This is a genomic window from Shewanella sp. 433 (assembly GCF_059338565.1).
The window spans coordinates 2,780,270-2,793,661 of sequence record NZ_CM181703.1 but is presented as its reverse complement, the minus strand read 5'-3'; the positions used below and the strand labels follow the sequence as shown (position 1 = coordinate 2,793,661).

Sequence of the window (13,392 nt, the reverse complement as noted above, 5' to 3'; positions counted from 1 at the left end):
GGTTGTTTGTTAGGCCTCATTCTTTGGCATGATTTCGAACAACTGACAGAAATTAAAGTAAAAAACCATATTTAGTATGCCTAATGGCTGTTGACATACCGCCAGAATGATTTATAGTGATTACAGCTTGAAAGTTGGGCTTAACTTTATGTGTTCAATACGACCAGTTCGTCCTGTTAACATAAGTAAAACCGGCATTTTCCAGCTCTACTGCCGTTTAAGGCTTTATTTTATTTAGTTACAGGATTTATATCATGTCTCAAGTTACTGGCGTTGTTAAGTGGTTCAACTCTGACAAAGGTTTTGGATTTATCGAGCAAGAGTCTGGCCCAGACGTTTTCGTTCACTTCCGTGCAATCAACTCTGACGGTTTCAAAACTCTTGACGAAGGTCAGAAAGTACAGTTCACTGTGACTCAAGGTCAAAAAGGTCCACAAGCTGAGAACGTAACTGTTCTTTAAGCTGACCTTTTAGTAGCATTTAGCTACTGAACAGAATTGTAAGAGCTGCTATTCATAGTGGCTCTTTTTTTTGCCTGTGTTTCCCAATAACATTTTCTATCTTTGGCCTCTAGTTTGTCATCGGCCCTCTATCGACCGACTAATACCTACTCACCACTAGCTTGACACTTTTGTGTTAACTTAAATGTCTCCAGAACAAACCGCCTCGTTGTAATCAATCGCCTTCACGTTGAGCCTTAAGCTCTTTTTGATGCCTGCTTTAGTGCACCAAGCTAAATGGTCCATGTTGCTGAATGAGAGCTGATAAAAAAAGCCAGCGCATTGGCGCTGGCTTTTTAAGTGTGATCACTGGTTTGATAAATACAATAAGTGGTTTATTCGTTAGAGAACAGCTTATCTTCTAAGGTTCTACCACGCTGTAAAGTACGATATGTCCAGCCTTGTGATGAAAACAGTTTAAATAACTGACTTTCGAGCTCGTAGTCTTGGATTAAGTTGTACTGGATCACAAACTCGTTGTATTGGCTGTTTTTAATACTGTTAACTTGCGGCCACATCGAAAGTTGCGTGACGAGCGCCTCTGTATCGCAATGTTGCATGGTTAAGGTTAAGTATTGTGTTGCTTGCTCATCTTTAATCGACACTGATTGATTCAAGCTGCCTTTATCAAGATAGAGCACTTTATCGCACAGTTTTTCCAGTTCATCGAGATTATGAGAGCTGATCACAAAGGTAGTTTGATGTGATTGGTTTCGTACTAGCTCTCTAATGGCTTTGGCATTGGCGGGATCGAGTCCTGCTGTGGGTTCATCGAGTAAGACTAATTGAGGTGAGCCAATCAAGGCTTGCGCGATAGAAACTCGTTTACTCATGCCATGGCTGAGTGCCAAGGGCTTATGTTTGGCTATCTCATTGAGAGCCACAAGGTTAAGTACGCGTTCACATTCAACTAAGGCTGCTTGTTTATTAAAGCCTTGTAATTGTGCGAATAAGGCCAGTTGTGCTTCTATCGTCAAATTAGGATCTAAGCGTGCGTCTTGGGGCAACGCGGCAACTTTTCCGAGTAGTGCTTTACTGCCGGGACGATGACCTAAAATGTGTATCTCACCTTGGGTGGGACTTATATAGCCACACAATAATGAAAAAAGTGTAGTTTTGCCCGCGCCATTGGGGCCTACCAATGCCACAGCCTGCCCAGCTTCAAGCTCAAAACTCACTTGATCTAATGCGCGTTTGTGACCGTAAGATTTACCAACGTTGTGACAGTTAATAAGGCTCATAATGCGATCCTCGCCATGTAAGTTCTTCCTAATATCAATAGTACCGCTGCTTGAACTAGCGGAATGGATGCAATAGGCAGGCTGCTAACCCCATGGGTATTGATCATCATCGACAGCTGTGCACCAGGAGCGAGCCATTGCAGTAGGTTGCTCAGTCCAGGTAGGTAATAATCCACAATATTGTTAATGATACTGATACCTGCCAGCAGGAGTACGGCATAAATGGTGGCCTGACGTGCAGTATTAGCGTAGAGCGATAAGATGGCCATTAAAGCGGTATAAGGGAGCAGCACTATCATGATGTTCACAAACACAAAGAGACTTGAGCCTAGAGCTGGCAATATGGCACTGATATCGCGGTAGGCGACGAGTAACAAAGTCGCAAATAAGGTGAGTAACAGTAGAAGCGCTTGGATCAATAAGTAGCCAGTAAAACGGCCAAAAAATAGCGTATCCCGACTGGTGCGCAAAGTTAAAAAGCGAAAAGTACCTCTCGCCCTGTCGGAGGCAAATTGGTCAGCGCTGACTAAAATACTAAATAGAGGAAACAAATATAAGGCTGCAATCCACACAATTGCCATTTCAGGCACTTGCCAAGTAAACAGTTCGCTGACTGAATTTTCACCAAATAGAGCAGTAATAAATTGTTTAAATTCAGTTGAAAACAGGTACACAGAAGCTTCCTTTACCGGATACCATAAAATCAGTAACCAAACAAAGGCAAATGCGATAACCGCAACTAATCCTCGCGTGCTGAATAAGATTTTTTTTAGCTCAAAACGGGCCAACAGTAATGCCCCTGAAACTGAACCTTTTGGGCTGACAGTATCCAATGATTAATCCTTAGTCTAAATTGACCGCGCTACACTAATATGAGGTGTGTAGCTGCAAAGTATTGATGTTATTAATGGCGACGCAGCATTGCTGCAGTGGAGCAAATCTAAATCGTTATCTCGATTTACCTCTGCTTGAGGTCTATTTTCTAATCAATATAAGCCGTTGGGTTATTTAATATGATTGGTTTTATGATTCAGTAGCCTTGCTAACTGTTCTTTTAGCTCTGCCACTTCGAGTTCTAATTTTTCAACACGGTCGATAAGTTGTTCAGTGTCTGAAGACTCTGGGTGAATGGTGTCACTTGATGTCTGTGTGGTACTGGTGGCGGTCTGTTGACTGAACTTTATGCCGGGTTGACTGATTAACTCGGTAAAACGGCACTCCCGCTTACCTGGCTCTCGTGGTAATTGCTGCACGAGTGGTACCTGTTTATCACTGAGGCCCTTTAAGGCTTGTTCGACTTCGGCGACATCGGCAAAGGCGTGGAGACGATTACTACGTGTTCGTAGTTCACCAGGTGTTTGCGGGCCACGCAGAAGTAATAAACAGATAATGGCGACTTGGGCTGATGTTAATTGCAGATCGCTAAATTCGGTATTGCAAAAGCGATGTTTATACTTAACGACTCGTGAGCCGAAGCCGCTTTGCTCGGCAATGAGGCGTTTTTTACTCAGTGAATCTAAGGTGATTTGGGTATCGTTTTCACTCAAAGCCATCACGGGATCTCGGCTCGACTTTTGGTTACACGCTAACGTTAAGCTGTTGAGTGACAATGGATATTGTTCAGGGGTGGTAATTTCTTTTTCTAAAAGACAACCAATGATACGTGCTTCATAAGGGGTCAGATTCATAGGTGTAGGATATTCCGTATAAAAAAGCATAGCTTTGTTATATCAGAGCTATGCTTTTATGCAAAGGCAATCCTAATCAAGGAGGACTTATTGCGGGTTATCTATTCAACTAAACGAATACCGTCGCTGTCGATAGTGATCTTTTGCACCTTATACAGGCCGCCAATGCTCTTTTTAAAGGCTTTTTTACTCATGCCCAACGCGGCATAAATATGTTCGGCATCGGTTTTATCTGTAAGAGCTAAAAAACCGCCTGCTTGTTTGAGTTTGATAATAATGGTGTTGGCATGCTTATCGAGTTCTTCTTTAACACCTCGTTGTAATACCAAATCAATTTTATCGTCACTTCTTACACGCTTAATAAAACCTTTGAGACGTTGGCCAAAACGCAGTTCTCTAAATACTTCATTTTTATAGATAACCCCCCAATGAGCATGGTTAATGATGGCCTTGTAGCCTAAATCGGTCGTTCCACCGATGATTAAGTTGACCTCTTGACCATTGGTGTAAGGAGGTGGCGTTTTGTCTAAAAACTTATCTACTTTCGATGAGGCAACAATGCGTTCATCGGCGCTATTAAGGTAGACATAAACTAAATAAGAGCGACCAACTTCAATCTCTTTATGTTGTTCACCAAAGGGTAAAAACAGATCTTTATCCAGTCCCCAGTCCAGAAATGCACCAAATGGACCGGTAGCCACGCATTTTAAGTAGGCAAATTGGCCCACTTCGACTTTAGGGATCTTGGTGGTCGCAATTACCATGTCTTCTGAATCAAGATAGAGGAACACATCGATTTTATCACCGATGTTAAACTGCTTAGGCGCCACTTTTTTAGGCAGTAGCACTTGGCCTAATTCGTGCGCATTTAAGTACACACCGAAATCGACTTGTTTGACGATCTCGAGGTTACAGGATTTTCCTATCTCAATCATGGGATTCTCTATGGTATTGGCTAACAAACTCGACTGCGGATTATAGTGGAATTTTACTTAAGATGCTGCATTACGGCTAAGTTTAAATGGTTTATTTTTTTATGGAGTTAATCGCTGCACCTTGCTCGATACAGCACTAAAAGTCGGTTGCAATAAAGTGTAATCCCCCTTGCGCTAAATTATTGTGATAATGTTACTTGCATTGAGTGAGTTTCGAGGTTTTAATTGCGCGCCTTTTTTACTTTAAAACAGAGTCAATCTAGGTAGATAAATGACGGGGACTCGGAGTTTTTCTTCGATAGCTGACACTCTAAAATGGTGTTGATGTTGCGGCTTATTTACCCGATATGGTGCGATATTGAGTAACATTAATGTGTTGGTAAGCAAGCTGCTTACTGAATATAAATGTCAATAGACAGGTTGAGAAAATATGAGTAATTGGTCTATTCAAGATGCTTACGCTGGTTATAACGTTAATTACTGGAGCTCTGGGCTCTACGGCATAAGCGAGGCCGGTGAGGTGACGGTATCTCCCGATCCGAATCATCCTGAGTACAGCATTGGGTTAAATGAGTTAGCCAAGGATATGGTTAAGTCAGGTGTGGCTTTACCAGTATTAGTACGTTTCCCGCAGATCCTTCATCACAGAGTCAATAGTCTGTGTCATGCGTTTAACCAAGCCATTGAACGTTACGAATATCAGTCAGATTATTTGTTAGTTTATCCGATTAAGGTTAATCAGCAACAAACAGTGGTTGAAGAGATCTTAGCTAGCCAAGTCTCAAAGGAAGTGCCGCAATTAGGGCTGGAAGCGGGCAGTAAGCCTGAGTTAATGGCAGTACTGGCCATGGCGCAAAAAGCTAGCTCGGTGATCATCTGCAACGGTTACAAAGATGTCGAATATATTCGTCTGGCGTTAATAGGCGAAAAACTGGGTCACAGCGTCTATATTGTGCTCGAGAAACTCTCTGAACTGAAAGTCGTACTCGAAGAAGCCAAAAAGTTGGGCGTCACACCGCGTTTGGGTTTACGGGTGCGCTTAGCATTCCAAGGCAAAGGCAAGTGGCAAGCCAGTGGTGGAGAAAAATCTAAATTTGGTTTATCTGCGGCGCAAGTGTTAACCGTTATTGACTCATTAAAAGCCAATAATATGTTGGATTGCTTACAGTTGTTACACTTCCACTTAGGTTCGCAAATCGCCAATATTCGCGATATTCGCAGTGGTGTAAGTGAAGCAGGACGCTTTTACTGTGAGCTGCAAAAGCTGGGCGCTAATGTCAAATGTTTCGATGTCGGTGGCGGTCTCGCGGTTGATTATGATGGCACTCGTAGCCAAAGCAGTAATTCAATGAACTACGGCTTGACTGAATATGCCAATAATATTGTTAGTGTGCTTAAAGATATGTGCACCGAGTATGGTCAGCCCATGCCAAGGTTGATTTCTGAGTCTGGCCGCTATTTAACGGCGCACCATGCGGTGTTGATCACCGATGTCATCGGCACAGAAGCCTATAAGTGTGAACAGATTGAGCAGCCGAGTGACGACGCTCCCCAACAACTTAAAAATATGTGGCAATCATGGACAGAAGTGAGCGTACGTGCCGACCAGCGTGCCTTGATTGAAATTTATCATGATGTGCAAAGTGATTTGACTGAAGTGCATTCACTGTTTGCGCTTGGGCAAGTGAGTCTAGCCGACCGAGCCTGGGCCGAACAGATGAATCTGCGTGTTTGTTACGAACTCAAAGGAGTGATGAGCAGTAAATATCGCTTCCATCGCCCAGTGATCGATGAGTTAAATGAGAAGCTAGCCGACAAATTCTTCGTTAACTTTTCACTGTTTCAGTCGCTGCCAGATGCCTGGGGGATCGATCAGGTTTTCCCTGTGATGCCACTAAGTGGCTTAGATAAAGAACCTGAACGCCGCGCGGTGATGTTAGACATCACCTGTGACTCAGATGGCATTGTCGATCAATACGTTGACGGTCAAGGTATTGAAACCACGCTTCCTGTCCCTGCATGGAGCGCTGAAAGCCCCTACCTAATAGGTTTCTTCTTGGTGGGCGCTTATCAAGAGATTTTGGGCGATATGCACAACCTATTTGGCGATACTAATTCTGCCGTTGTGCGCCTGGAAGACAATGGTGTGGTTAATATAGAATCAGTGCTTGCTGGTGATACCGTCGCCGACGTTCTGCGTTACGTTAACCTTGATGCAGTTTCGTTTATGCGTACCTATGAAGAACTGGTCAATCAACACATTGAAGAGGGTGAGCGGGCCAATATTTTAGAAGAGCTGCAGCTAGGTCTAAAAGGCTACACCTATTTGGAAGATTTTTCTTAAGCACATCATCATAATGGTATGCAGCATAAAGCCAGAGATAAACCTATGCTAAAGCTGGCTTTATGCACTTTGATGGATTGTTAGGTAGTTAAGACTATGTTGTTTGAAGGCGCAGAGAAGCGGTTAGAGATGGTGATTGACGATGCCAGTGCATCGCTGCGCGGTTTTACTCGTGAATTTTGGTCATCAGCCTTGGCGAAAGCCGGAGCCGAGATATTGTCGGTGCAGACTAATGCCGAATGTGACGCTTATGTATTGAGTGAGTCGAGCTTATTTGTTTGGCATAACAAACTGCTATTGATCACCTGCGGTAATACCAGTTTAGTCGATACGGCTTTGCATATTGTAAAAAGCATTGGCATTGACCATATTGTCTGGTTTAGCTATCAACGCAAGAGCGAACTGTTTCCTCATCTGCAGGCGACTCGCTTTGAAGAGGATATTGATCGATTAAAGCTGTCTATTGCTGGGCAGGCTTATCGTATTGGTGATCTGGACAGCCACCATCATTATCTTTTTTGTAGCGCATCATCTTCCCACAGACAGTACAGCTGCGCGTTACAGCTTTACCATATAAAGGGTGAGATTGCCGATTATCTGTGTGGGCCGCAGCAGTGTAAAGCCACTATTTTATCCTTATTACAACTGTCTGTTATCTGGCCTGAGTTTACCTTTGATGACTATCTATTTAGCCCCATGGGATATTCGGTTAACGGCATTCATGGGCGCGAATACATTACCCTGCACATTACGCCACAACAACCTAGCTCATATGTCAGCATAGAGACCAATATGAAGGCGGGGCACCGGCTAATGGATGGGTTAAACTCATTAATTACTATTTTTAAACCAAGTAGTTGGGATATGGTAGGTGTTAATGCTCCGTTAAGTCATAACGAGTTTATGGCTTCGCAATTATTGGCGCAAAACCACTTAGCATTAAACGATACCAATACCCTTTATATTAGCCATTACAAACCGCACGTTAGCGAACCGCTAACGGTAGTGAGCTTGTGATCATTAGTTAACAACATATGGAGCAGCCATGACCACGATTGCAGATAAGCCTGACTATTCGCTTTATTCCAATGCATTTGGTTACTTAAGACAACCTCTGGATTTTAAACCACTGCAAAGCGATGCCGATGTGGTGATATTGGGTTTACCGTTTGATATGGCAACCACGGGTCGTTCTGGTGGTCGAATGGGGCCAGGTGCGATTCGTCAAGCCTCGGTTAATCTAGCTTGGGAAGAGCAGCGTTGGCCTTGGGATTTTAAATTAAGCGAACGCCTTAAAATGGTCGATGCTGGCGATCTGGTATACGACTGCGGTGATGCGGCAGATTTTACCCAAAGAGTAGAAGATTTTGCTACGGCCATTATCAGTTCAGGTAAGGCGATGCTGAGCTTTGGTGGGGATCACTTTGTGACCTTACCCTTGTTAAGGGCACACTATAAAAAACACGGTAAAATGGCCTTGTTACATTTTGATGCCCATACTGATACCTATTCTCAGGGCAGCAAGTATGATCATGGCACGATGTTTTACCATGCGCCGAATGAAGGCATTATCGATGCTGCTCATTCGATTCAAATTGGTATTCGCACCGATTTCGATACCAGTAACCATCTATTTAAGGTGATTGATGCCGCGACAGCCAATGATTTGAGTGCCGATGATATTGTGGCGCAAATTAAGGCGCGAGTGGGTGATATGCCACTTTATGTCACCTTCGACATTGACTGCCTCGATCCTGCCTATGCGCCAGGTACCGGCACCCCTGTGTGCGGCGGTTTAACCAGCGATAAAGCGATGAAAATCATTCGTGGCCTGCGCGGAATGAACGTGGTGGGCATGGATGTTGTAGAAGTGGCGCCAGCCTACGATTCGGCGGAGATCACGGCGTTAGCAGGCGCAACGTTAGGACTAGAAATGCTGCATGTGTGGGCTAGTGCGCATAAAAAGTAATTGCCACAGCGCACTTGACGACAGTGCTTTGATCCCATTTAGCAAGGAAAGGTAGAGAGATGTCTAAGATCAGTGATATCAGGCGAGAATATACTTTAGGCGGCTTACATCGCGATGAGCTCCCTGAACACCCGATGGCGTTATTCGAAACCTGGCTAGAGCAAATTCGTGATGCCGAGGTGTTGACCGATCCCACCGCCATGTCTGTTGCCACGGTGGATGAAACGGGGCAACCTTTTCAGCGTATCGTATTGCTTAAACGGTTTGATAATGACGGTTTTGTCTTTTTTACCAATCTTGCGAGTCGTAAGGCGGAGCAGATTGCCCACAACGCTAAAGTGAGTCTGTTGTTTCCATGGCATGCATTAGAGCGACAGGTGGCGGTTACGGGGGTTGCTGAGCAGTTGTCGACTGCAGAGGTGTTAAAGTACTTTATTACTCGCCCCAAAGAGAGCCAGATAGCTGCGTGGGTATCTAAGCAATCGAGTAAAATTTCGGCAAGACAAGCGCTGGAAAGCAAATTTGCGGAAATGAAAGCAAAACTTAGTCAAGGTGAAGTTCCTTTGCCAAAGTTTTGGGGCGGTTATCTAGTGCGTCCATCGAGCATAGAGTTTTGGCAAGGTGGAGAGCATCGTTTACACGATCGCTTTTTATACACTAAACAGGATAAAGGTTGGGAGATTGACCGTCTAGCGCCTTAAGCTGCTTAGTCTTTTTGAGGCTTAGTCTTTTTGAGTTAGTCTTTTGAGCTAAGCGACTGACTTAGTCATCTTAGCTACGCTTGCGACTCTCTTTAGTATGAAACTAAAAAATCGCCCATCAACGGGCGATTTTTTTTATGAGTAGTATTGATGCGTACGCTGTTAGTTTGTGATCAGCGTTACCATTTTTTCTTCGGTTGGAACAATACATCAATATCATCATCATCGTTTTTAGGCCTTGGAGCGTTAGGCGCTGCTTGCTTCTGTGCCCCCATGATCTCATCGAGTAATATTTTTGCTTCATCGACCTTTTTGGAAATAAAGGGGTCGTTAGGGGTCATGGCTTTTATGGTATGCAAGGTCGCCAGCGCCTTGGTCACCATCTGTTTAGATGAGCCGTACTGTTTCATAAAGCTGGCACTACGGGCGCGCGATAGCATAGAGTCGACATTAATTCTTAATTGTAAATTGTCGATCCGAGCCTCTTCTTGAGCAAAAATGGTGGGATCAATTTTGCCTTTATTATGCTCAGCTCTCAAAATGGCTTTAAGCTTTTTAAGCACTTGCACTAAGGTGAGGATCTGTTTGTCTGTGTCGGGTAAGCGAAAGCTTTCTACCGACGGATTTTGTTTTGTGCCGTTATTTAGCGCTTCGATTTGCGCATTTATGTCTTGTAAGCGACGTTGATAATCCGTTGCCTGATTACCTCCAAGGTTTACTGACAGTGACAACGCCTCTTGAACGCGTTTATAGAGGATAAGCACGATATTGGTAGAGCAGGGAAACATACCTGTGCAAGACAATACGGTTTCAGTTTCATCTATTATGGCTCTCTGTCTGGCTAATTCTGTTCTTCTTTCTGCCTCGGCGCGTTCTTTCTGCTGTTGGATAACATTGATACCGATAACCAGTAGAAGTAATGCACCGATGAGGATCAGAACCAAAGTAAATATCATAGGTCTACCATAATTTATGCAATTCCGTTAATGCTACTATAAATCAACACTCTAGCATAGCTATCTTAGTCTAGCTTTGTGCTAATGTCGTGTGATCTGCCACAACTCTATGCTATATTCTATTTGCTTTAATTTTTTTCGTATACTATAACTAATTCTTATACTTAGGTTCCGATTTTAGGTGGTGTTAAGCCTTGGAGCACAGACTTTGCTATTTGCTAAAGGATAGACGATGAAGCTGCAGCAACTTAGATATATCGCCGAAGTGGTTAATCATAACCTAAATGTTTCTGCCACTGCTGAAAATTTATATACATCGCAGCCAGGGATCAGTAAACAAGTCAGGATGCTCGAGGATGAACTGGGTATTCAAATCTTTGGTCGTAGTGGTAAACACCTCACCCATGTGACACCTGCAGGCTTGCAGGTGATCAGTATTGCTAATGATATTCTTGGTAAAGTAGAGAGTATCAAAAAAGTGGCAGAGGAATACACTAAGCCTGATCAGGGCGAGTTAAATATTGCCACCACAGATACTCAGGCGCGTTACGCCTTACCTAATATTATTCGTGGTTTTATTGATCGCTATCCTAAAGTGAATTTGCATATGCATCAAGGCACGCCCTCGCAGATAAGTGAATTAGCCGCCAGAGGTGATGCTGATTTTGCTATCGCAACTGAAGGGATGCACCTGTATTCAGACTTAATTATGCTGCCCTGTTATCATTGGAATCGCTCAATTGTAGTGCTTAAAGATCATCCATTAGCAACACGGTCAAAGATCAGTATTGAAGATTTAGGCCGCTTTCCATTAGTCACTTATGTCTTTGGTTTCGATAGAGAGTCTGAAATCGAGAAAGCCTTTAATCAGGCGGGTATCGATCCCAGAGTGGTGTTTACTGCTACCAGTGCTGATGTATTAAAAACTTATGTTCGCTTAGGCTTAGGGGTGGGCGTTATCGCCTCTATGGCAATCGATCCTGTGATAGACAAAGATTTGGTGGCTATCGATGCCAGTCATCTTTTTGCCCACAGCACCACTAAAATTGGTTTCAGAAAAGGTAACTTCTTACGTACATATATGTATGAGTTTATAGAACATTTTGCGCCTCACTTGACTAAAGACATCGTGGAGAAGGCGGTGGCATTGCGTGATCCGCAGCTGATTGAAAATTTGTTTGCCGATGTTGAGTTGCCTATACGCTAGTCGTTTGGATCTTACCTGAGATGCTGCGATTATATGCTAGACAACTCCTCATAGCCCGATCGAAAGAGATAATCGATAACAACATATCGTGACATAAACCGATAGAGACAAAAAAACTCGCCAAGGCGAGTTTTTTTGTGAGTCATTATTAGCAAAAAAGCGTTTGACGCTTAGTGCCTTCTTTTTGCTCGTTTATGTTCAAGCTCCATACCCGCGTACGGCTAAGCCTACAGACGACAAAGGCAAAATTATCAGCTTAACACTCTACAATGTTAACCGCTAAACCACCTTTTGCAGTTTCTTTGTATTTACTGCGCATGTCTTTACCTGTATCCATCATGGTCTTAATCACCTTGTCTAATGACACCTTATGGTTACCATCACCGCGCATCGCTAGGCGAGAGGCATTAATAGCCTTAACAGCTCCCATAGCGTTGCGTTCAATACATGGCACTTGCACTAAGCCTCCAACGGGATCGCAGGTTAAACCTAGGTTATGTTCCATGCCAATTTCAGCGGCGTTTTCTACATGTTCTACAGTGCCACCCATGATCTCGGTCAATGCTGCTGCGGCCATAGAGCAGGCTACACCAACCTCTCCCTGACAACCCACTTCGGCGCCAGAAATCGAAGCGTTTTTCTTATATAAAATCCCGATAGCCGCAGCGGTTAATAAGTATTGGCAGCAGATATCGATATCGACTTCCTGAACAAAAGTATCGTAATAACATAATACCGCAGGAATAATGCCCGCCGCGCCGTTAGTGGGGGCGGTCACCACGCGATCGCCCGCCGCATTTTGCTCATTCACGGCTAATGCAAATAGGTCGACCCAGTCGAGTGCCGTTAACGGATCGACAGAGTTTTTTCCTTCGGCTTTAAGGCGACGATAAAGGGCTGGGGCACGGCGACGTAATTTGAGGCCGCCAGGCAAAATACCTTCTTTTTGATAGCCGCGTTCAACGCAAGTTTTCATGGTTTGCCAGATATGCCATAAGCGCTGTTTAATTTCTTGCTCTTCACCCACCGAGCGCTCATTTGCCATCATCAGTGCTGATATGCTTAAACCGTTATCGACACACATGCTGAGTAATTCAGTGGCACTATTAAAATCGTAAGGAGCAGCCTCTATAGGCGCTGCTGGAGAGGCGTTTTTAGCTAAAATTTCATCTTCATCGAGAATAAAACCGCCACCCACAGAATAATAAGTACGCTGATAGATACACAGTCCTTTTTCATAGGCATATAGCGTCATCGCATTGGCATGGGCGGGTAAACTCTTACGTCTGTGGTAGGTAATGCCATGCTCGCGGCTGAAGCGAACCACTTTTTGATTTGGCATGTTCAATGATTGAGTGTCGTTAACATGAGCTAAAATGTCATCGATAGCATCGGTGTCGACGGTTTCGGGATCTTCACCCATTAGTCCTAAAATAACGGCTTTACCCGTACCGTGGCCTTTACCTGTTTGTCCAAGCGACCCAAAGAGTTCAGATCTTAGCTCATCGGTTGCTGCCAAATGACCATGCTTTTCTAAATCTTTGATAAAGATATTACCGGCTTTCATCGGCCCCACAGTATGTGAGCTCGATGGTCCAATACCAATTTTAAACATGTCAAATACGCTAATCATTTATAAAACCCTGCTTTTGTTCATGGTGATCGTTATTCAATCTTATAATTTTAGGTCTATACATCAGTTTATGCTGACCAAACCTGTGAAAATGTTGTGCTAAGTGTGTCAGCAAATTAAGATTGATAAAGTAGCAGTATCCCATACTTTTGCACTATATTTCGCATTAGTTATTTTTGGGGAAGGGTGTTCGGATTAGGCATATTATGTATATGTAT

General features: G+C 43.7%; 12 protein-coding genes. 6 read left to right on the top strand and 6 right to left on the bottom strand.

Annotation, left to right across the window (positions count from 1 at the left end; translation table 11 throughout):
- Positions 1 to 254 precede the first annotated feature (254 nt).
- Positions 255 to 461: a cold-shock protein gene (locus AC5YB1_RS12260; protein WP_028764848.1), complete on the top strand. Its 207-nt coding sequence runs from the start codon at positions 255 to 257 to the stop codon at positions 459 to 461.
- A 374-nt stretch (positions 462 to 835) separates the two neighbouring features.
- Here the strand turns inward: AC5YB1_RS12260 and AC5YB1_RS12255 are convergent, their stop codons facing one another.
- From AC5YB1_RS12255 to AC5YB1_RS12240, 4 genes are all read right to left on the bottom strand, one after another.
- Positions 836 to 1,741, bottom strand: coding sequence for an ABC transporter ATP-binding protein (locus AC5YB1_RS12255; RefSeq protein WP_494519414.1), 906 nt, complete (start codon positions 1,739 to 1,741; stop codon positions 836 to 838).
- Positions 1,738 to 2,574, bottom strand: coding sequence for an ABC transporter permease subunit (locus tag AC5YB1_RS12250; RefSeq protein WP_494519413.1), 837 nt, complete (start codon positions 2,572 to 2,574; stop codon positions 1,738 to 1,740). The genes AC5YB1_RS12255 and AC5YB1_RS12250 overlap by 4 nt, the downstream gene beginning before the upstream one ends.
- A gap of 171 nt (positions 2,575 to 2,745) precedes the next feature.
- Positions 2,746 to 3,429, bottom strand: coding sequence for a YceH family protein (locus AC5YB1_RS12245; RefSeq protein WP_494519412.1), 684 nt, complete (start codon positions 3,427 to 3,429; stop codon positions 2,746 to 2,748).
- A 101-nt stretch (positions 3,430 to 3,530) separates the two neighbouring features.
- Complete coding sequence (locus AC5YB1_RS12240) at positions 3,531 to 4,364, bottom strand: CvfB family protein (RefSeq protein WP_494519411.1); 834 nt, start codon at positions 4,362 to 4,364, stop codon at positions 3,531 to 3,533.
- A gap of 430 nt (positions 4,365 to 4,794) precedes the next feature.
- On the opposite strand from AC5YB1_RS12240, the gene speA reads away from it, so the two are divergent.
- The 4 genes from speA to pdxH all read left to right on the top strand — a co-directional run bounded on the left by speA (position 4,795) and on the right by pdxH (position 9,378).
- Positions 4,795 to 6,708, top strand: coding sequence for a biosynthetic arginine decarboxylase (gene speA / locus AC5YB1_RS12235; protein WP_494519410.1), 1,914 nt, complete (start codon positions 4,795 to 4,797; stop codon positions 6,706 to 6,708).
- Positions 6,709 to 6,804: 96 nt separating this feature from the next.
- Positions 6,805 to 7,725, top strand: a complete 921-nt coding sequence (locus tag AC5YB1_RS12230; RefSeq protein WP_494519409.1) for an adenosylmethionine decarboxylase — start codon at positions 6,805 to 6,807, stop codon at positions 7,723 to 7,725.
- 28 nt (positions 7,726 to 7,753) lie between these two features.
- Complete coding sequence (gene speB / locus AC5YB1_RS12225) at positions 7,754 to 8,677, top strand: agmatinase (protein WP_494519408.1); 924 nt, start codon at positions 7,754 to 7,756, stop codon at positions 8,675 to 8,677.
- A gap of 59 nt (positions 8,678 to 8,736) precedes the next feature.
- Positions 8,737 to 9,378 (top strand): pyridoxamine 5'-phosphate oxidase, encoded by a 642-nt coding sequence (gene pdxH / locus AC5YB1_RS12220; protein ID WP_494519407.1) that lies wholly within the window; start codon positions 8,737 to 8,739, stop codon positions 9,376 to 9,378.
- 179 nt (positions 9,379 to 9,557) lie between these two features.
- Here the strand turns inward: pdxH and AC5YB1_RS12215 are convergent, their stop codons facing one another.
- Positions 9,558 to 10,334, bottom strand: coding sequence for a hypothetical protein (locus AC5YB1_RS12215; RefSeq protein WP_494519406.1), 777 nt, complete (start codon positions 10,332 to 10,334; stop codon positions 9,558 to 9,560).
- 232 nt (positions 10,335 to 10,566) lie between these two features.
- On the opposite strand from AC5YB1_RS12215, the gene cysB reads away from it, so the two are divergent.
- Entirely contained in the window at positions 10,567 to 11,541 is a 975-nt protein-coding gene (gene cysB / locus AC5YB1_RS12210) for an HTH-type transcriptional regulator CysB (RefSeq protein WP_494519405.1), read from the top strand.
- A 256-nt stretch (positions 11,542 to 11,797) separates the two neighbouring features.
- Here the strand turns inward: cysB and AC5YB1_RS12205 are convergent, their stop codons facing one another.
- Positions 11,798 to 13,174 carry an L-serine ammonia-lyase gene (locus AC5YB1_RS12205; protein WP_494519404.1) on the bottom strand — a complete coding sequence of 459 codons (1,377 nt, stop codon included), beginning with the start codon at positions 13,172 to 13,174 and terminating at the stop codon, positions 11,798 to 11,800.
- Between the last annotated feature and the right edge of the window lie 218 nt (positions 13,175 to 13,392).